Source organism: Bacillus sp. WMMC1349 (assembly GCF_013155385.1).
Taxonomy (GTDB): Bacteria; Bacillota; Bacilli; order Bacillales; family Bacillaceae; genus Bacillus.
Map to the genome: position 1 here is coordinate 3,546,884 of NZ_JABJUQ010000007.1, position 19,251 is coordinate 3,566,134.

At 38.3% G+C, this 19,251-nt stretch carries 19 protein-coding genes and 1 pseudogene; 6 read left to right on the forward strand and 14 right to left on the reverse strand.

What is annotated here, in order from left to right; all coding sequences use genetic code 11:
• Positions 1-17: 17 nt before the first annotated feature.
• Positions 18-989, reverse strand: a complete 972-nt coding sequence (gene qoxA / locus HOO54_RS20515) for a cytochrome aa3 quinol oxidase subunit II (RefSeq protein WP_172298592.1) — start codon at positions 987-989, stop codon at positions 18-20.
• Positions 990-1,343: 354 nt separating this feature from the next.
• On the reverse strand, positions 1,344-2,333 hold the full coding sequence (gene galE, locus HOO54_RS20520; RefSeq protein WP_172298594.1) for a UDP-glucose 4-epimerase GalE: 990 nt from the start codon (positions 2,331-2,333) through the stop codon (positions 1,344-1,346).
• Between the two features lie 704 nt (positions 2,334-3,037).
• On the opposite strand from galE, the gene HOO54_RS20525 reads away from it, so the two are divergent.
• The 4 genes from HOO54_RS20525 (at position 3,038) to HOO54_RS20540 (ending at position 6,655) form a co-directional block, all read left to right on the forward strand.
• Positions 3,038-3,187: an anti-repressor SinI family protein gene (locus HOO54_RS20525; RefSeq protein WP_172298596.1), complete on the forward strand. Its 150-nt coding sequence runs from the start codon at positions 3,038-3,040 to the stop codon at positions 3,185-3,187.
• A 263-nt stretch (positions 3,188-3,450) separates the two neighbouring features.
• Entirely contained in the window at positions 3,451-3,765 is a 315-nt protein-coding gene (locus HOO54_RS20530) for a DUF485 domain-containing protein (protein WP_172298598.1), read from the forward strand.
• The gene (locus HOO54_RS20535) at positions 3,762-5,297 is read left to right on the forward strand and encodes a solute symporter family protein (protein ID WP_172298600.1); all 1,536 of its coding nucleotides are present in this window, start codon (positions 3,762-3,764) and stop codon (positions 5,295-5,297) included. The genes HOO54_RS20530 and HOO54_RS20535 overlap by 4 nt, the downstream gene beginning before the upstream one ends.
• Positions 5,298-5,494: 197 nt before the next feature.
• Positions 5,495-6,655: an ROK family transcriptional regulator gene (locus HOO54_RS20540; RefSeq protein ID WP_172298602.1), complete on the forward strand. Its 1,161-nt coding sequence runs from the start codon at positions 5,495-5,497 to the stop codon at positions 6,653-6,655.
• Here HOO54_RS20540 and thiE read toward each other — a convergent pair.
• The 5 genes from thiE to HOO54_RS20565 form a co-directional block, all read right to left on the reverse strand.
• On the reverse strand, positions 6,636-7,307 hold the full coding sequence (gene thiE / locus HOO54_RS20545; RefSeq protein WP_172298604.1) for a thiamine phosphate synthase: 672 nt from the start codon (positions 7,305-7,307) through the stop codon (positions 6,636-6,638). The two genes, HOO54_RS20540 and thiE, sit on opposite strands and share 20 nt — an antisense overlap.
• A 2-nt stretch (positions 7,308-7,309) precedes the next feature.
• Positions 7,310-8,122 (reverse strand): hydroxyethylthiazole kinase, encoded by an 813-nt coding sequence (gene thiM / locus HOO54_RS20550; protein ID WP_172298606.1) that lies wholly within the window; start codon positions 8,120-8,122, stop codon positions 7,310-7,312.
• A gap of 18 nt (positions 8,123-8,140) precedes the next feature.
• Positions 8,141-9,031, reverse strand: a complete 891-nt coding sequence (gene cidR / locus HOO54_RS20555) for a cidABC operon transcriptional activator CidR (protein ID WP_172298608.1) — start codon at positions 9,029-9,031, stop codon at positions 8,141-8,143.
• Between the two features lie 150 nt (positions 9,032-9,181).
• Positions 9,182-9,451: a YwqI/YxiC family protein gene (locus HOO54_RS20560; RefSeq protein ID WP_172298610.1), complete on the reverse strand. Its 270-nt coding sequence runs from the start codon at positions 9,449-9,451 to the stop codon at positions 9,182-9,184.
• Positions 9,448-9,876: a DUF5082 family protein gene (locus HOO54_RS20565; protein WP_172298612.1), complete on the reverse strand. Its 429-nt coding sequence runs from the start codon at positions 9,874-9,876 to the stop codon at positions 9,448-9,450. The genes HOO54_RS20560 and HOO54_RS20565 overlap by 4 nt, the downstream gene beginning before the upstream one ends.
• 444 nt (positions 9,877-10,320) lie before the next feature.
• Here HOO54_RS20565 and HOO54_RS20570 point away from each other — a divergent pair, with 444 nt between their 5' ends.
• Positions 10,321-10,707, forward strand: coding sequence for a CidA/LrgA family holin-like protein (locus HOO54_RS20570; protein ID WP_172298614.1), 387 nt, complete (start codon positions 10,321-10,323; stop codon positions 10,705-10,707).
• Complete coding sequence (locus tag HOO54_RS20575; RefSeq protein ID WP_172298616.1) at positions 10,689-11,372, forward strand: CidB/LrgB family autolysis modulator; 684 nt, start codon at positions 10,689-10,691, stop codon at positions 11,370-11,372. Before HOO54_RS20570 ends, HOO54_RS20575 begins: the two co-directional genes overlap by 19 nt.
• Positions 11,373-11,755: 383 nt before the next feature.
• Here the strand turns inward: HOO54_RS20575 and HOO54_RS20580 are convergent, their stop codons facing one another.
• From HOO54_RS20580 to HOO54_RS20605, 7 genes and pseudogenes are all read right to left on the reverse strand, one after another.
• On the reverse strand, positions 11,756-11,992 hold the full coding sequence (locus HOO54_RS20580; RefSeq protein WP_172298618.1) for a hypothetical protein: 237 nt from the start codon (positions 11,990-11,992) through the stop codon (positions 11,756-11,758).
• A 100-nt stretch (positions 11,993-12,092) separates the two neighbouring features.
• Complete coding sequence (putP, locus tag HOO54_RS20585) at positions 12,093-13,559, reverse strand: sodium/proline symporter PutP (protein ID WP_172298620.1); 1,467 nt, start codon at positions 13,557-13,559, stop codon at positions 12,093-12,095.
• 189 nt (positions 13,560-13,748) lie between these two features.
• Positions 13,749-14,023: pseudogene (locus HOO54_RS24500) on the reverse strand (transposase); the annotation flags it as partial.
• A 310-nt stretch (positions 14,024-14,333) separates the two neighbouring features.
• Positions 14,334-15,527 (reverse strand): class I SAM-dependent rRNA methyltransferase, encoded by a 1,194-nt coding sequence (locus HOO54_RS20590; RefSeq protein WP_172298622.1) that lies wholly within the window; start codon positions 15,525-15,527, stop codon positions 14,334-14,336.
• 729 nt (positions 15,528-16,256) lie between these two features.
• A complete protein-coding gene (locus HOO54_RS20595; protein ID WP_172298624.1) occupies positions 16,257-16,673 on the reverse strand; it encodes an acyl-CoA thioesterase in 417 nt (138 codons plus the stop codon).
• Positions 16,674-17,084: 411 nt separating this feature from the next.
• Entirely contained in the window at positions 17,085-17,813 is a 729-nt protein-coding gene (locus tag HOO54_RS20600; RefSeq protein ID WP_172298626.1) for a YwaF family protein, read from the reverse strand.
• Between the two features lie 93 nt (positions 17,814-17,906).
• Positions 17,907-19,238 carry an MFS transporter gene (locus HOO54_RS20605; RefSeq protein WP_172298628.1) on the reverse strand — a complete coding sequence of 444 codons (1,332 nt, stop codon included), beginning with the start codon at positions 19,236-19,238 and terminating at the stop codon, positions 17,907-17,909.
• Positions 19,239-19,251: the final 13 nt, after the last annotated feature.

Sequence of the window (19,251 nt, forward strand, 5' to 3'; positions counted from 1 at the left end):
GAATGCTTCCTCCTTTCCTAGTGAGAATCATGGTCTTTAGAATGATGGTCATGTTTTTCCGTTTTGTCTGTTTCCACATGTTCAAATGGATCTGATTTTGAGTGCGGAGATACAGGAACATATCCTAATCTTTTACGAGCTTTTATCGCATACTCTGCGTCATTACCATGTTTGACATATTTTAAATGTGTGGATGAAAACGTCATTTCATCTGCATGTCGTGGAAGCATGAGCTTATCATATTGACTCTTTGTCAATTTTGGAGCTTCTTTTTGCGTTTTCTTTACCCATTCATTAAAGTTTTTTTCTGAAACTGCATTGACATTAAACTTTTGCTCTGCAAATCCTTCACCCGTGAAATTTGCATTGCGCCCCTTATAAGTCCCTTCATGGTCGGCTTGTAAATATTGCTCCATTTCCATGCCTGACATCGCATATTTCTGTCCACCAAGCTGCGGAATCCATAAAGATGCCATGGAATCAGCTGAAGCGATTTTAAACAATATTGGCCTGTCAGTTGGGATATTCAAATAGTTGACTGTTTCGATTTCTTGTTCCGGATAACTGAACACCCACTTCCAATCAACAGATGTAGCATAAACAACTAAAGGTTCCTTATCTTTTGAAGCTTTAGGAGCCTCTTCCAGAGAGTAAATTGCACGAACAGTTGGTACAGACAGCGCGATAACAATTAAAATCGGAACCACTGTCCAGACAATTTCCAAAAACACATTCCCTTCTGCTTCAGGGGTGTAAGTAGATTTCTTGTGTTCACGATATTTCACGATCATAATTGTGAAAAGAACAAAAACGACTGCAACAATAAACAGCATAAAGCCAATCGATAATAAAATCAGATCTTTTTGCTGTGAAGCAACCGGTCCTTTAGGATCTAATACCGCGATTTCACTGCACCCGCCTAATAATAAAATAGATGAAAGCATTGCAAGCAGAATCAGTGGTTTGAACGCTCTGAACAAGAGGATCACCATCCTTCCTTATCAGTGTATAAATTTGGCCAGAATATCAAAATAGGATTCTGAAATAACTTTTCTTCTACCTTGCTATGTTAACAAAATATTCACCAATTAGTCTTATTTTTTTCAAAAGTTCACTTTATTTTCACCTAAATGTCATAAAATTGTCAAAGATTTTTCATAAAGATGTGAGCTTCGTCGGAAGATAAATGTAATTTTGTGGTACATTTTACATATAAACCAAATAAAGAAACTGAAAGCTAAAATCGGAAATTATGTTAAATTAAGGTTTATTAAAATAAAAAAATGGTGAAAAAAAAAGAGCTTCCCACGAGGGCTAAGCTCTTTCTTTCACCTTACCATTCATCAGCTTTGATAACCATTAGGATGGCTTAGAAACCAATCCCACGCACTCTTAATCATGACTTCTAGCTCTGCATTTTTCGGCTCCCAACCAAGTTCCTTAACTGCTTTTTCTGAGGAGGCAATCAGCTGGGCTGGGTCCCCCGCACGCCGTTTGGCGATCTCAGCAGGAATAACATGACCGGTTACTTTTCGGGCAACTTCAACGACCTCTTTAACAGAAAAACCTTCCCCGTTTCCAAGATTGTAAACAGCGCTTTCTCCATCTTTTCGGAGGCGCTCAACCGCAAGAATATGCGCATTCACTAAATCCATAACATGAATATAATCTCTGATACAGGTGCCATCAGAAGTTGGATAGTCATCTCCAAATATCATAATCTTGTCTCGTTTCCCAAGTGCAACTTGGAGGATGATCGGGATCAGGTGAGTTTCAGGTTGATGATCCTCACCAATCAAGCCTTGTGTATGAGCACCAGCAACATTGAAGTAACGGAGCACAACATGACGAATGCCATAAGCTTTTTCCGCCCATTTCAACATTTTTTCAATGGCAAGTTTGGTTTCTCCATATGGATTCGTCGGATCGGTTATATCCGTTTCCATAATTGGAATTCGCTCAGGTTCTCCATATACAGCTGCAGTTGATGAGAAGACAATCTTTTCAACAGAGAACTCTTTCATCACCTCTAATAAACATACAGCCCCATAAACATTATTATCATAATATTTCAATGGCTCTATTACACTTTCACCTACTAATGAATCAGCCGCAAAATGCATAACAGCCTCAATTTCATTTTCCTGAAACACATTTTTGAGAAATTGACGATCTCGTAGATCTCCTTTATAAAAAACAGCTCCAGGCAGAATCGCTGCCTCATGCCCTGTTTGCAAGTTATCGATTACAACGACATCTTCATGACGGCTTAATAACTCCGCAACAGCATGGCTGCCAATAAAACCGGCCCCTCCGCATACTAAAATTGCCAACTCTTCTCTCTCCTTTCACGAACTCACCATAAACATTTTCAATAAAGCCAAGCCTTTTTATTTTATCACCTTACAGTGTTTACACTATCAAAATGACATGATCAAATAAAAATAGATCTAAAGACCTCATTTACAAAATTGATACCTTTAAAAATATTGTTTTTTGCCACAAAATAGTATTATTTAGTTTTAAAATACAGGCTTTTTTCACTTGATTTAAAAATAAAAGCTTATATTACAGATTGATATTTTTTTAATAGTATTTTTGGATTATTGATTTTTTCATCATCCATACAAATAAGCAAAAAGAACTCTGACTAAATTCCTATTTATTTCTTGTTTGTTTCAAATATATTTCATGAGTTTTACCCTAATAAATCATTATGTTTCAACCTCTTTATTCATAAAAATACTTCATTTCTATTCGGATAGAAACAATAATTTTTTAATAGGGAGAAATAATCATTTTTTGATTGAATACTATTCAGTTAGTCATTGTTTGTATATTATTATAAGTAAGAATTTAAGCTATTTTGGTTTTTTTAGTCAGTTATTTGGGGAATACGTAGCTGGGCTCATTCTGCACTTATGAATTTTTTTATGAATTTATCATTGGTATTAAACGACTGTTGTTTTTTCAACTTTCATACGTCTCGGGAAAGGGTTTTCTAAAATAAACAACGTCTATCATATTGGAGGAGTCTATGAATACTCAAACAAAACACAAGTTGGACGAAGATTGGTTAATTATGATGAAAGAGGCGAAAAATCTAGGATTAGATATTGATGATGTCAAAAAATTTCTTCGCACTCAGTCGGCAGATGGAAATTCTGCTACACAACTGAAACAATAATATTCAAACAGGCGGTTGTGATTTTCAAAGTATCCAATCAGCTGTTTAAACACGTCTATACATACATTGACCACTTGTTTATCAACCATACTAGCAAAAAGTCTTTTTCCATTAAAACACCAGCCGTTTTGTCAGATACTTAGATGAAACGGCTCTTTTATTTAACCTAAGCAGGAAATGACATTCTATATGAATGTTCATGAATAAAACCCTAGTCTATCACATACCTTTTTAAGACAAATTCAGAGGAGGAATGAGGATTTATGCTAGAAAAGCAAACCGATTACAATAAGGCTGTAACATCTCCGACATTTCAGGAGCTATTGAAGCGGAAACGTGCTTTTATTGTACCAATGACCATATTCTTTTTGAGTTTTTACTTCTTGCTGCCTCTTTTAACAGCTTACTTTGAATTCCTGAATCAACCTGCATTAGGTGCTATTACATGGGCATGGATTTTTGCTTTTGCACAATTTGTGATGACATGGACACTATGCATTGTTTACACGAGAAAAGCACAACAGTTTGATAAATTGACAGAAGATTTCAAAAAAGAGATTGGAGGCGTTGGATCATGAGTACGACTGCTTTTATTTTGTTTCTTGTTATTGTAAGTCTCACCCTTGTCATTACTTACTTTGCAGCAAGACAAACGAAAACAACTAGTGAGTTTTACACAGCTGGAGGAGGTCTTACAGGTCTGCAAAACGGAATGGCAATCGCTGGTGATTACATGTCAGCTGCTTCTTTTCTCGGAATCGCAGGGATGATCGCTTTGAATGGCTTTGATGGGTTTTTTTACAGTATTGGCTTTCTTGTCGCCTATTTGGTTGTTCTTTATATTGTGGCCGAGCCGCTTCGAAACCTCGGAAAATTTACAATGGCTGATATGATTGCCTCTCGCTTTAAACAGAAAAAGATTCGTGGAGTTGCTGCATTAAATACCATCTCGATTTCAACATTCTATATGATCGCCCAACTCGTCGGTGCTGGAGCGCTTATTAAACTTTTGCTCGGAATCAATTATACGCTTGCAGTTTGTATTGTTGGCGTTTTAATGACCATTTACGTTGTATTTGGCGGAATGATTGCAACAAGTTGGGTGCAAATTATTAAAGCCATTCTTTTAATGGCGGGTACACTTATCATTTCAATTATCGTTTTTTCTAAATTCGGATTCAGTCTGACAAATATGTTTGAAAAAATGAAAACGGCTACACCTCTTGGACCTGATTTCTTAAATCCAGGCAATAAATATAACGATCCTTTGGAAACGCTTTCACTAAATTTGGCACTTGTCCTTGGAACAGCTGGACTTCCCCACATTCTCATTCGATTTTACACTGTTAAAAATGCAAAAATAGCTAGAAAGTCCGTTGTCTCAGCCACATGGTTTATAGGTATCTTTTATATTATGACCGTCTTTCTTGGTTTTGGTGCAGCTGCATTTGTCGGCTTTGACAATATTTTAGCGGCTGACCAAGCAGGAAATATGGCAGCACCACTTCTCGCTCAAGCACTTGGAGGGGATTTCTTGTTTGCGTTTGTCTCGGCCATTGCCTTCGCAACCATTTTAGCGGTTGTGACAGGTCTTGTGCTTTCAGCCGCTTCCGCCTTTGCTCATGATATTTATAGTCAAATCATCAGAAAAGGTAAAGCAACTGAAAAAGAACAAATGGTCGCAGCAAGGTGGGCTTCTATTGGTGTATCTATTCTTTCGATTCTGCTTGCTATCTTCGCTCAATCACTAAATGTCGCGTTTCTTGTCTCTTTAGCGTTCGCTGTTGCTGCAAGTGCTAACTTGCCACTAATCCTGTTCACTGTTTTTTGGAAAAGATTTAATGTGACAGGAGCACTAATAGGAAGTCTGACCGGGCTTCTGAGCGCACTGATTCTTGTCTCTATCAGTCCAAGTGTCTGGGATCCCGCCGGTGGTGCTATCTTTGTCGGTGAACCGCTCATTCCAATTTCAAATCCAGGAATATTTTCCATTCCCCTCGGGTTTTTAGGCGCTTATCTTGGAACAATCTTTTCTTCAAAAGTACCGAACCAAGATCATTTTAATGAAATGAAAGTGAAAGCGCATACAGGAATTCATATGGAGCAGTAAACAAGTATGGAATGATTGATAACCACTAAAATGATCCACCCTCTCATCATCAAGGCTTGATTTATACATGATCTACGACTGTGTTGAGGGTGCTTTTTTTTATGAGCATAGAACATACTAGAAAAATTTGAGTTATAAAAATTTGTTCATTATAATGAAACAAGATTCAATTCCCGAATAGAAGCGAGTGATAATCTTTGAATACTGCAGACCAAAGCCTTGTCAAAAAGCTGAATAAAGCACTTATTTTGAAACAAATTATTTCTAAGGCTCCCATCTCAAGAGCAGCAATTTCAGAAATGACTGGATTGAATAAATCAACGGTTTCTTCTCAAGTTTCTTCTTTGCTTGAAAAAGACATCATTTTTGAAATCGGTCAAGGGCAATCTAGTGGCGGAAGACGCCCTGTGATGCTGAAGTTTAATGAAAAAGCAGGTTATACGATTGGTGTAGATATTGGAACAAATTATATCATTGTTGTGCTAACCGACTTGGATGGAGAAATCATTGTCCATGTTGAGGAGGAACTTGACGAAGAAGATATTCGGTTAACAGAACATACATTAATCAAGTTAGTTGATCTTGCCATTCAAAAAATGCCCCCTTCACCTTATGGTTTAGTGGGAATAGGTGTGTGTGTACCTGGATTAGTTGATAACATGCAAAATATCATTTTCACACCAAATAAACCTATTCACCATATAAAGTTGAAACATCTTTTAGAGCAAAAGTTTGCTGTCCCTATTTTCATTGAAAATGAAGCAAACGCAGGAGTTATCGGAGAGAAAGAGTATGGTGATGCTGAGGATTTAGAACATGCCATATTCGTGAGTGTTAATACTGGCATCGGCTTAGGGATTATTATTAATGGGAAACTCTATCGAGGAAAGCTGGGATTTGCAGGTGAAGCAGGACACATGTCAATTGATCTGAATGGCCCAAGATGCCGTTGCGGGAATAAAGGTTGTTGGGAACTCTATGCATCTGAAAAAAGCGTTTTTTCTTCATACTTAACAGAAGACATGCCTTTACCTCAAAAGGTCACAGAGCTTGCTAACAACGGTGACAAAAACATTTTTGAAGCCTTTGAGACATTTGGTTTTTATATTGGCATCGGACTGGTCAACATCGTGAAAACGCTGAATCCAGACACCATCATTTTACGGAATACGATCGTAGAATCTCACCCGGTCATTGTTGACACAATAAAAAAAACCATTTCCTCAAGAATGAAAAAAGAAGCGCTAACCGATTACCATTTAAAGATTTCTTCACTTGGACGGATCGCTTCTTCAATGGGTGTTTCGTACATTGTGATCGAACATTTTCTCAAACAACTTATGGACGAGCAGTTTTGATATCCTGAACCTTCATAAAGAACTCAGAAGCAGTTTGTTTTGGCTCTTTTGACATGCTAATAGCACTGATAAGACTAATACCATCCGCACCTGCTGCTAGAACAGGTACACAGTTTTCAAGCGTAATCCCACCGATTCCTACCATAGGGATTTCAATACCTTGATTTCGCACCTTTTGAATGAATGTAACGCCTTGTACCGCTTTTGCATCCTGCTTTGTTTTTGTTGGATAAACCGGCCCAACACCAATATAATCGGCTCCATCCTTTTCCGCCTGCCTAACTTCTTCAAGCGTGTGGGCTGAGACACCAAGAATTTTATCACCAATTTTAGCGCGAACATCGCTTGCGCTTTCATCATCTTGTCCGATGTGAACTCCGTCAGCATCAAGTTTGAGGGCAAGGTCAACATCATCATTGATGATAAAAGGAGTCTGATATTCCTTGCAAAGTGCCTGTACCTGTTTTGCAAAGGTTGCTTTGTCACCGTTTTTTAACGCTTGTTCGCCTTTTTCACGGAATTGAAACAGGGTAACACCACCTGTCAATGCTGCTTCAATCACAGTCAAAGCGTCCTTATCTGTATTGTTTGACCCCATAATAAAATAGACTGATAACAAATCCTGCATCTTTCTTTTTAAAATCCGCGTCATATTCATTTCACCTCTTCGATCAAACCGCTTTGCTTGATACTCTCAGCATTTACCGCTGCCAATTGATTTAAAAACTCGATCTGAAAGCTTCCTGGTCCCTGGTGTTCGGTTCTTTCTGCAGCTCGTTCTGCTGCACAGCCATAATAAACAACAGCTGAAAGAGCAGCTTGACAAAAGTCTTTTTCAATAGCGCAAAACGCACCGATCACAGATGTTAACAAACAGCCTGTCCCTGTTACCTTTGTCAGCAGATGATGCCCATTATGAGCCGTGTAAAGCCTTTTTCCATCTGTGATAGTATCTTCAGGTCCTGTAATCACCACAGTTGTACGCCATTCCTCCGCTGCTTTTTTCGCTAAAACCAATTTGTCTCCGTTTTCTTCACCTGCATCAACACCTTTTATCACCCAGTTTTCTTCCCCAAGCATATTAGCAATTTCTGAAGCATTTCCCCTGACAACAGAGACCTTGACTTCGTCCATTATACGCTTAGCGGAGTTGGTACGAAAAGGAGTCGCACCTGCACCAACGGGATCAAAGACCACAGGAACACCTTGATCGTTCGCTGCTTTTCCAGCAATGATCATTGACTCGACAGATTCAAGGGTAAGTGTGCCAATATTTAAGACAAGTGCGGCAGCGATTTTCACCATATCGGCTACCTCTTCCTTCGCATTCGCCATCACTGGAGATGCACCTAAAGATAATAGACCGTTTGCAGTAAAATTGGTGACGACCTGATTGGTCATATTGTGAACAAGCGGTTTTTCCTCTCTAACACGTTCAATTCCTATTGCAACATCCTTAATATTCATTGCTCTTCTCCCCTTCTCTTAATTTGTACTCCATTGATAAGATTTTGTATGATCTATCCAAGCTCTAGCTGCAAATGAAAGATAGCGATCTTTTCTCCAAATAACCGCGATATGCCAAGGGATTGATGGATTCACAACGGGAATGATTTTTACTCGATCCGCATCAAGATCACGGCAGATTCTTTCTGGTAACATACCGATTCCGAGATTAGCTGACACCATCTCACTGATAAAATCCCATTGTGATGATTCATAGATTACATTTGGCTGGAACCCCATTTTCAAACAGGCTGAAGTGATCCGTTCATGAAGAACAAAGTCTTCACTGAAGAAAATAAATGGTTCTTCACGCAGCTCCTGAAGCTCAACCTCATCTCGTTCAGCATAGCGATGTGAAGGGTGAACAACGAGCATGAGATTTTCTTTAACAATTGTAAATGAATGAAAAATCTCTTCTTTAGTAGGCAGAACGACAACTCCAATATCAAGCGAACCTTCCTCTATGTCCTCCTGAACTTTTATAGATCCGTTTTCAACAAGTTGAAAAGTAACATTCGGATATTTATCTCTAAAATCACCGACGACCTTCGGAAAGAAACCAGATCCAATCATTGGCGGCAAACCAATACGAACATGCCCTTTTTCTACATTCATTAAATCATTCAGCTCTGAAGTTATATTTTGAAACGACTTCGTAATTTTTTGCGCCTGCACATACATGCTTTGCCCTGCATCTGTCAACTCGATCTGCCGACCACGTCTGTAAAACAATTCAATTCCCAACTCTTCTTCAAGGTTTTTAATCATTTTTGATATTGTCGGCTGTGAGATATATAGTGCCTGAGCTGCTTTTGTAAAACTTTTTAAACGGGCAACCTCTAAAAAATAGGTTAAATGACGCATGTCCATCAGTTGACATCCTTTCAGAGCTTTTCGTACATCATTTTGTAGTTTTATTTTAAACCACTTTCGGGTTTTTCTGCACAAATAAAGCTTTTTAATCGTATTGTATAAAAAAACCCAAATAATATGGACTTTGTCCATTTATTCGGGTTCCATTTATTTTTTAGCAAGTGCTTCATCTTGTTCTTTCAGTTTTTTTACATTTGAACGGGTGTCGTCGATATTTTTATGAACGGTCTTTTTATATTGTTTAACCATATCACTTATTTGTTCTTCTCGATATAACCATTTTTTTGTAAAGTCGAGTTGGTTTTGTCCAAGAGAATGTGCTGATGGTCCTTTTAGAGAAACAGTTTCAAGCTTTTTTTTAACCTCGTCTAATTTTTTCATAACTACGCTATCATTGAATTTGATCGTTTGGTTCATTTTAACCATCCCTTTAGCCCATTGATTGTGCTATGCAATGCATCTACAGCCTCTTCTCCTTTTTCGAGTAAAAGATCCGCTCTATCCGCTGACCAGCTTGCAGCCTGGACCGCCCCCTTTTCAGCATCTAGTGCAAATATCTTCAAGTCGATCTTATGGATATATCTCTCATAATCTTCGTTAAGAACTCTGTACATCGCCGTATACGCTTCATCACGCACTCCATTAAAACTGGTAGCCCTGCTCCCAGTCCAGCCCTTCTCAAGACTTGGACACATAATTTGTCTGATTTCTTTAATGGCCAAACTCTGTTCCTTTTCTACGTTTCGTTTTGCCTTTTCCAATCTTGAGATTTGCTCCTCCAGCTCTATTCCTTTATGTGAAAGAACATCATGTATCTTTTGCAGCGTGCCTGAGTAGTCCATTTTTTTCACCTCTGTTATTACGGCATGATTTGCATAGACTATTACTCATTCATGCTTTCCTTTATTTTTCTTCATTTACGGCTATAACAGGATTTACGCACATATCTAATATGTAAAGTGTAAGTCGAAAAACAGAGATATTGAATAGGCTTTAAATACTGTTTTTAGGAATTTGTACATAGATCCGTCACTATTTAAAACGATTTTTTGAGGATATTTATCTAGTCTTTTAGAATCATGACACTCCAAGAAGTACGGTTGAGTCAAAATCCCACGCCTTCATTGTTTGTTGTTACATGTTTGTAATTTTAGTAAATAAACTGTTGCTTTTGCCCTGATTTACAGTTTTATACTATAGATAAAATGAATAATGACTATTCTTAATATGTATTTTACCTATACAAAAATCTCATGTACACTCTTGCATAGAACGGGGGAAATGTGATGAAAAAATTTTTAAAAGGATTGGGTCAAGTTGCTGTTTTATTTTTATTTGCTCGCCTCATGAATCTAATTGTTGAGGCTCTTCATATAAACATACCTGGAAGCATTCTCGGCATTATTGTGATCTTTGCACTTCTTCATTTCAAGGTCATCAAACTTGAGTGGGTCGAAATTGGTGCATTGTGGCTTCTTGCAGAACTGCTTTTGTTTTTTGTTCCTTCTGCAGTCGGAATTATCAATTATGCCGATTTATTCGCGGAATTTGGAACAAGCATTTTGCTTGTCGTTGCCATTAGCACTTTCGTCGCTATGGTATCGACAGGAATGCTGACACAGATGATTGCAAAAAGAAAGGAAAGAAAAAATACATGTTCATCGGATGCTTAAGCTTTATTGTTACAGTTTTAATTTATATGGGAGTAAAAGCAGTTTACACTCGTCATCCTAAAGTGTATGCCTCACCTTTACTTGTCACACCGCTTATCTTAGTTGGTCTATTGCTTTTGATCAATGTGCCTTTTGATGCATACAATGCCGGCGGACATTTGTTGACTGACATGCTCCAACCGGCTACTGTTGCGTTTGCGATTCCGCTTTATAAATACTTTCCGGTCCTAAAGAAATATGCACTTGAAATTATTGTTAACGTGATCCTCGGCAGCTGTATTGCCATTTTGTCAACAGTGTTTATCGCTAAACTATTGAAACTTAATCCAGATCTCATTGAGAGTCTGATCCCAAGATCAGTTACAGCACCAATTGCAATGAGCGTTTCTGATATTATTGGAGGAATGCCTGCAGTTACAGCCATTTTTGTCATTTTGACGGCTTTGCTCGGCACAATGATTGGACCAATTGTAATTCGGTATTTTCGTATTGATAATGAAATCGCAAGAGGTGTGCTACTCGGAACAAGCGCAAATGGTGCTGGCACATCAAAGGCGTTTGAACTGAGTGCAGTGGCGGGAACAATCTCAAGTGTATCAATGATACTGGCAGCGATTATCACGCTTTGTGCAGCACCGTTTTTCATCTCTTTTATTTCAATGTAGTGTTTATCATTTAAATGGCTGCTACATTCAACCGTAACAGCCATTTAAATAGATCTATATACCAATGAAAACTGATAAAACAATCCCTCAAAATATAGAATAACACCGATATTTGGTAAAATAACCTTGAGAATTTTTAAACTGGCTAAAAAAAGTCAGCCAAAAACCATTGAGATCCCAGACCATCACTCATTTAACTTCATCTAAGAGGAACTGAGGGGAAAAGTCAACCAAACTGGTGCATTTTAAAGCATAATCAAGTAGTATGAATTCAGCTTCTTTTGAGGACTTTAATGGTTTTCTCTATTATAAAATGGCGTAGATGATAAAAGTAAGACTGTCGAGATTTTCTCGACAGCCTGAATAGGGCGGCTAGTATGGCCCTATTTTTTATTACTCCATTTCCAAAACCAAATTAGCGAAATGACAACAACAAACGGTAAACCAATAATCAAAAACACAAGTGGAATAATATAAACTTGCCAGCTAAATATACCAAAAAAATCATTCATATCATTTTCTACTCCAAAAAGAAGAGCTTCTGAACTAAGCTTGGCCAAGAATAACATTACAAAACCTGAAATTGTTAAGATAAGTCCACAATTAAACATTTTATGCATAATAAAACCTCTCTCAATAAATCTAACGGAATTCATTTTCTCATACTATCTAATCATCATGAAGAACATACACATCATCCGCATTTTCATGTGTTGTTTTTTATCCTTTCAAGTTTTCCACAGCTCGATCAAACTCTTCTTCAATTTCAATCGAAGGTTTCTTCGTTAACAGGCTAACAACAATAATGACAATTGTACAAACGACGAAACCGGGAATCATTTCATAGATAGCTGAAAAAGCCTTGATCTGCTCCCAGGCAATCACAGTTAGTGCACCGGAGAGCATTCCAGCCAACGCCCCCCATTTCGTCATTCGTTTCCAATACAAGCTCAACAACACAACAGGTCCAAATGCAGCGCCAAATCCTGCCCAAGCATAGCCAACAAGATTCAAAATCGTTTTGCTCGGATTTAAGGCTAAAAGGAGAGCAATCAGTGAAATGGCAAGAACTGAAAGTCTTCCGACGAGGACAAGCTCTTTGTCAGAAGCCTGTTTTCGAATAAAAGCTTTATAGAAATCTTCTGTTAGCGCACTTGAAGTGACGAGAAGCTGTGAGGATATCGTACTCATGACAGCTGCCAAAATCGCTGCCAGCAAAAATCCGGTAATCATCGAAGGAAACAGCAGGTCAGATAGAACGATAAAGATTGTTTCCTTATTTTGCAATGTGAGATGGTTCATACTGAAATAAGCGATTCCGATCAGCCCCGTAAACATTGCACCACAAATGGAAAACAGCATCCAACCCATACCTATCCGCCGGGCATTTTTCATTTCTTTCACACTCGAAATGGCCATAAACCTAACGATAATATGAGGCTGTCCGAAATATCCAAAACCCCAAGCCAAGAGCGATATGATGCTAATCACCGTCGTCCCCTTAAATGGACGGAGGAGGTCTGGGTTAACCGATTGAATTTCTGAAAATACCGGCTCAATCCCTCCTAATTGAACGAACACGACAACCGGCACAATGATCAGTGCAACAAACATAATTGTTCCTTGGACAAAATCCGTCCAACTGACAGCCAAAAAGCCGCCAAATAATGTATAAAGAATAACGACTCCAGCTGTCAGCCAGATGCCGATCCGGTAATCAAGGTGAAATGCTGTTTTAAACAATTCTCCCCCTGCCACCATACCCGATGATGTATAGAAAGTAAAAAAGATTAAAATGACAAAAGCTGATGTCACTCTTAAAATCCTTGATTCGTCTTTAAAACGGTTTTCAAAAAAATCAGGAATTGTAATACTGTCACCTGATATTTCAGTATATGTCCTAAGCCTTGGCGCCACATACACCCAGTTCAAATAGGCTCCGATTGTAAGACCGACAACAATCCAGCCGCTACTTAGCCCACTGATGTACATCGCCCCTGGAAGACCCATTAACAGCCAGCCGCTCATGTCGGAAGCACCCGCGCTTAAAGCGGTAACAGCAGGACCTAAATTTCTTCCTCCAAGCATATAATCAGTTAAATTTGCAGTTCTTTTATAAGCAAAATATCCTATTAACAGCATTCCTGCCATATAAATACTAATCGACAATATGACTCCGTAATCCATAATGGCCTCCTACTTTTTTTCGTAATATTAATATACATGAATATCTTTTAGAAAGGTATTATTTTTTGAAACCATCAAAACTACCAGTGTAAACTGGTGGTTTGCTCTGCAGCTGAAAGCCTCTGTTACAGATCTCGGTCCTAATAGACCCGCTGAAAAGGTTTTACCTTTTGCACCACATTCACTCACTCATGGTAAAGAATTTCTTCTGATTTTTCTTTTAAATGGATCATATTCTAACAATTCCCACTGCTGATTTCTAATATGTGTTCGGATTTGTTTCTTATTTCTACCCGCCGTATCGATGTAGAAACCTCGACACCGTGATTTCCGATTTTCATATCGGTTGATTTCCTTTTAAGTAACCCACGAATTGAGAGACACTTCATTTTGACGGAAGCTTCATGGATGATGACACCTTTCCGTTCATATATATCTCTTATGATTTGCCCATTGCTCTTTTTAATCATCCGTCTTCAAAAAACGACGTGATCCTTTGTGTGATAACCTGTTCATGTCCCTTCACGAGGGCATACCTTCTTAGATGAAGTGGTCAGGAAACCAACTTTATTGAGGTTTTTTTATTACAACGCTATAAGTCCCTGGAATGGGTTTATCAACATGAATCAGGGTGGAATTGTGAGACTCCTGCGGGAACAGCGAGCCAGGCGAGACCCTGCAGAAGCAAGGAACAAGTTCCGAGGAGGCTCGCGGAAAGCGAGCGGCAACCCCTTTTCCAAAACATTAAAAAAATCGAAGATACTGGATCTTCGATCATCTAGAATGGTGAATTTTTAAAAACACCACTTTTAAATAATTCCCTTCAGGGTAACTTTTCAACGTTTTAAAGTCTTCAGGAAGCGAGTATTCTTCAAGTATGGTAAAGGCGGTATCCGTTTCTTTACATGCCGCCTCAATAAAGCCTTTGAACTTCTTCATTCCAAATGCACTGCTGTTGGTTGAAGCCACAATGACACCAGCGTCTTCTGTGATTTGAATCGTTTCTTTTAGCAGATTTTTATAATCTTTTGCCGCACTGAATGTGTGCTTTTTCGTTCTCGCAAATGATGGCGGATCAAGAATGATTAAATCAAAACGAAGTTGTTTTCTAGCAGCATATTGAAAGTATTTAAATACATCCATTACTTTAATGTCATGCTCCTGATGATCAAGACCATTGACGTTAAATTGCTCAATTGTCTTCTGCAAACTGCGATTTGCTACATCAACACTTGTAGTTTTTGCAGCTCCTCCCAATGCCGCTGCAACAGAAAACGCCCCTGTATATGAGAATGTGTTCAACACTGTCTTTCCTCTAGCATAACGATCCCGAATGGTTTTCCGGACATGGCGCTGATCAAGAAATATGCCAGTCATGGCTCCATCATTAAGATCAACAGCAAAATCAATACCATTTTCTTTAACGATCAGCGGAAATTCTCCTCTTGTTCCTTTCACAAAATCATCATCTTCGAGATACTGACCAGCTGTATTAAATCGTTTTTTCTGGTAGAGTGCTTTATAATCAGCCAATTCATCAAGAGCTGCGATAATCATCTCTTTAAACGAATAAATCCCTTTGCTGTACCATTGAATAAGATAATAGCCATCATAATTGTCAATCGTCAAGCCGCCGACTCCGTCTCCTTCTCCATTAAAAAGGCGAAAAGCTGTCGTTTCCGGATCTTGAGACAGATGGGATCTCTGTTGAAAAGCCTTTGCAAACCGGCTTTGAAAGAAATGCTTATCAATCGAGTCATCCCTGTTTTTCGTCAACACCCAGCCAATGCCTTTGTTTTGCATTCCATAGTAACCTTTTCCCAAAAAGCCGCCCCGCTCATCACATACTTCGATCAGTGATCCTTCATCTATATTGTTGTCACTTGCATATACCGCTTCCTTTTCAATCAAAGGATAGCCTTTTTTCATTTTTGCTGTATAACGTTGGTTGATCTTTAATGTTTTCAATCTTTTCAGTCCTTCGTGTTCATCTTTCTCTATCCTACCATAACGCAATGTTATTGTTCTTATACTCATGTACAGAAAAAATATTAAATAGATAAAATGGCATTGACATATGTCATAAACTATTAGAGATGAATGATATGTCAAAACAAGTTGTGACTGGACCAATAGGAAATGGCCCAAGACTGTAAGAGGGTTAGATGCTTGTCATCATATAAACAAAGCGAGTCATGGGGTAACTCGCGGATTTAGCCGCAATTCAGAATAAGGATTTAATCGATATTTTGCAAAGAGTAAAACAAACATAGCCGTCTGATAAATCCTCAACATGTCGAAGAGAAAAGGGATAACGGAATTTTGCTCTCGTTATTCCTATTATAAAATAAGGTTTTATCAATTTGCCTAGACCGAGAAAATGGAGAAGCGTATGTAGTTTACTAAAAAACAATAAATTTGGTCGATAGATTTTTCGTTTAATGTTAAAAGCTATGGCATTTGACAATATGAGGCCACCAAGCTGATTGACTTAAAGGGTTTGACACAGGAATAATGTTCCAAACAGGTATTTATAGTGATATGAGAAAAATTAGTGGATTGTTTAGTGAGCCAAAGAAAATCACTGTAAATTGAAGGAGGAATTATCCGAGCTTGTCATAGATAGGAAGTTTTCAGGTGATAAACAACCCCCTTCAGAATAATAGGGGGTCATACCGCAGTTTCTTGTTTGCAAGTTTATTCTTTAAATACTCTCATTAAAGAAAGATAAATATCAGAAGCAACTTTTTCAATATTAATAGGCTTTAATGAATGATTGGTCCAAGCATGCATTGTTTCTCCTGTTGCAATAAGCGTATGGTTTGAACAATTGATTACCTTATATGAGAATATAACACGAACACGAGAAATATTTTTAATACATGTTTCCACTATTAATTCATCTTCAAATTTAGCAGGAACTTTAAACTGACAATTCATTTCATATAAAGGAAGCAAAATACCTCTTGACTCAATGTCCGTGTTAGAATGACCAGCAGTTTTTAAAAAGTTCGTTCTCCCAACCTCAAACCATACTGGATAGGTTGAATGATGAATAATCCCCATTTGATCTGTTTCTGAATATCTAGCTATAAACGTGGTTTTTGTTTTCATGTATTTTTTCTCCTACCTATCGGCCCTGTTTTGTTTTCACGTATTCTCCAAAAGATGCTAACCAATAATAAATCAAACCTACTATTTGATCTTAGCGCAGTAATGACATTTTGTAAATTGTAGTTATTACGATTTACCGTCAATCCCAGAACTTTAGTTTACCAACGATTTTCTTGTGATCTAAAATGAGACAACAGACCGCAATTTGGCATTTTCTTTAGGTGAAGAACTTAAAACCAGTGGTGTTTTTGTCGGAACAGTTACAATAATGAAGAAAGTTGAAAAAGATACGGACTACGATCCTAGTCTGATAGCAGAGGCTTATTGGAACTTACATCAAAATCGAGATAAACCCGAAATTATTTATTAGAGGCGGTTAAGGCGCCTCGCCTCTATTATTTTTGAAGGTCATCAATGATTTTTTATTTTTCGACTTATCCAAAATGGCATATAAAGAAGATAAAAGAAAACAATTGTTACCGCTTCGGCCGATAAAATATACCATGGCCATGGACCGAGAACATCTAATAGTGAAGCTCCGCCTCCCGGTTTTTTCATTAAGTACATATAGTTGGACTGAAGCAAACGGTTGAGCAAAAAGATCATCCCGCCATAAACATTCACAATCAGAAATGTCATCCAAAGTGATCGTACCGTAGGTTTATATTTTTCGGCTGCAATCATGAACAGACATGAAAGAACAACAATTCCATGAGAGATAAAAAATTCGAAATAGCGAAAATGCGGAAATCCATACCTTCCTAAATCAGGTGTGACCATCGCTTGTAAAGCACTTCCCAAGCCGGCGAAATAAAGAAACTTAAACAAATTGATGTTCTTTGTTAATAAAAGGACGATGACAAGATACACAGAAAGGTCACTCAAATGAAGCGGCACAGAGTAACGCGGTGTCCAAGAATCAACAAAAATAAACCACGAATGATACCCGATTTCGGAGAGTATTAGAATAAGTATAAAAGTAAACCGAATGATGCGATTCGTTTTCGGATTTTGCAACTTCTCTCTAAAAAAGAATAGGCAAATGCCAAGTACTGTCAAAACAAGCAAAGTCAAAATATGTTCAGTTGAAAAAAGCTGAAACGATTCTTGCGGTCCATTTTTTTGAAAATATGTTTTCATCATAAGCACCTATCATTTAGTTTAGGTTTATTTTGTTTCAAATCTATTTTGTTATGCAGAAAAGACTGCCGAAATTTCGGGCAGTCCTTCACATTACATGGACAGGTGATGATCTTTTCTCACTTCATCTTTTATTGCGATCCTTTCTACTTTCCCTACTAGGAAAATATAAGAAAGCGCTCCTGTTAAAGCAAGAAAACCGATAAACACAAGGGCAGGTGCAAAGCTTCCGCCATTGACAAGCAGTCCGATGACAATTGGAACGATAACAGAAGCAAGGCTACCGATAAAGTTAAACACACCACCTGTCAAGCCAATCAAGTGTTTAGGCGCCAAAGATGACACTAGCACCCATGTAATTGAGGCCAAACCATTTCCGAAAAAAGCTATGGTCATGAACAAAATAATGAGTGATGTTTGCTCAACATAATTGGCACCAATAATCGAAATCGATAGAAACAAACCAATGATAATTGGTGTTTTTCGTGCTACACCAGAGGATATGCCCTTTTTCACAAGAAAATCAGATAGAAACCCTGACAATAACACACCGAAAAATGCGGCTAAAAATGGCAGTGAAGCAAGGAAACCTGACTGTAAAAAGTTAAGTCCCCGATACTTAACAAGGTATGTTGGAAACCATGTTAAGAAAAACCACAATGTTGAATTGACAGCAAATTGCCCAATGTAAATTCCCCATAATTTTCGATGACTGAGCACTTGTTTAAAATGCGTCCTGTTCAATGCACTTTTTTTCTTTTCAATCGTTGAACTATGGCTAATGATTCCCCCGCCTTTTTCAATATGGTCAAGTTCTGCTTGGTTCACTTTCGGATGCTGACTAGGATCACGATAAAAGCAATACCATATGATCCCCCAAACTAAACCAACTGCTCCGGTAACAATAAACAGACCGCGCCAGCCGACAAGATGTTGAACTGCACTAAGTGCAGGTGTCAAAAAGGCAAGACCGGCAAATTGCCCAGACGTATAAAAAGCAATCGCAGATGCTCTTTCTTGTTCAGGAAACCATGAAGTCACAACCCGGTTATTCGTCGGAAACGCCGGAGCCTCAAAAGCCCCTGTTGCAAGACGCAATCCAAATAATGTACCGAATCCACGAACAAATCCTTGAAACAATGTCGCTAATGACCAAGTGATCAAACTAAAAGCATAGACAAGCCGTGGACCAAATCGATCGACAAGTCCACCTCCCGGGATTTGCAGTGCACAATACGACCATCCAAAGGCGGAAAAGATTAAGCCTAATTGTACCGATGACAAGTTCAAGTCTTCACCGATCAGGGAAGCTGCTACAGATATATTGCTACGATCCATATAGTTAATGACGACACATACAAAAATAAACATCAAGATTCGGATTCGAACCTTTGTCGGCTTTTGCTTTACATTTGCTGCTTTCATTTAGGTTCTTCCC

What these genes read in the sequence shown, in the direction of transcription:
- HOO54_RS20525 (WP_172298596.1), top strand. Translation starts at nt 3,038, where the DNA reads ATGAATACTCAAACAAAACACAAGTTGGACGAAGATTGGTTAATTATG.
- HOO54_RS20530 (WP_172298598.1), top strand. Translation starts at nt 3,451, where the DNA reads ATGCTAGAAAAGCAAACCGATTACAATAAGGCTGTAACATCTCCGACA.
- HOO54_RS20535 (WP_172298600.1), top strand. Translation starts at nt 3,762, where the DNA reads ATGAGTACGACTGCTTTTATTTTGTTTCTTGTTATTGTAAGTCTCACC.
- thiE (WP_172298604.1), bottom strand. Translation starts at nt 7,307, where the DNA reads ATGACGCGGATTTTAAAAAGAAAGATGCAGGATTTGTTATCAGTCTAT.
- thiM (WP_172298606.1), bottom strand. Translation starts at nt 8,122, where the DNA reads ATGAATATTAAGGATGTTGCAATAGGAATTGAACGTGTTAGAGAGGAA.
- cidR (WP_172298608.1), bottom strand. Translation starts at nt 9,031, where the DNA reads ATGGACATGCGTCATTTAACCTATTTTTTAGAGGTTGCCCGTTTAAAA.
- HOO54_RS20560 (WP_172298610.1), bottom strand. Translation starts at nt 9,451, where the DNA reads ATGAACCAAACGATCAAATTCAATGATAGCGTAGTTATGAAAAAATTA.
- HOO54_RS20565 (WP_172298612.1), bottom strand. Translation starts at nt 9,876, where the DNA reads ATGGACTACTCAGGCACGCTGCAAAAGATACATGATGTTCTTTCACAT.
- HOO54_RS20570 (WP_172298614.1), top strand. Translation starts at nt 10,321, where the DNA reads ATGAAAAAATTTTTAAAAGGATTGGGTCAAGTTGCTGTTTTATTTTTA.
- HOO54_RS20575 (WP_172298616.1), top strand. Translation starts at nt 10,689, where the DNA reads ATGTTCATCGGATGCTTAAGCTTTATTGTTACAGTTTTAATTTATATG.
- HOO54_RS20580 (WP_172298618.1), bottom strand. Translation starts at nt 11,992, where the DNA reads ATGCATAAAATGTTTAATTGTGGACTTATCTTAACAATTTCAGGTTTT.
- putP (WP_172298620.1), bottom strand. Translation starts at nt 13,559, where the DNA reads ATGGATTACGGAGTCATATTGTCGATTAGTATTTATATGGCAGGAATG.
- HOO54_RS20595 (WP_172298624.1), bottom strand. Translation starts at nt 16,673, where the DNA reads ATGAAAACAAAAACCACGTTTATAGCTAGATATTCAGAAACAGATCAA.
- HOO54_RS20600 (WP_172298626.1), bottom strand. Translation starts at nt 17,813, where the DNA reads ATGAAAACATATTTTCAAAAAAATGGACCGCAAGAATCGTTTCAGCTT.
- HOO54_RS20605 (WP_172298628.1), bottom strand. Translation starts at nt 19,238, where the DNA reads ATGAAAGCAGCAAATGTAAAGCAAAAGCCGACAAAGGTTCGAATCCGA.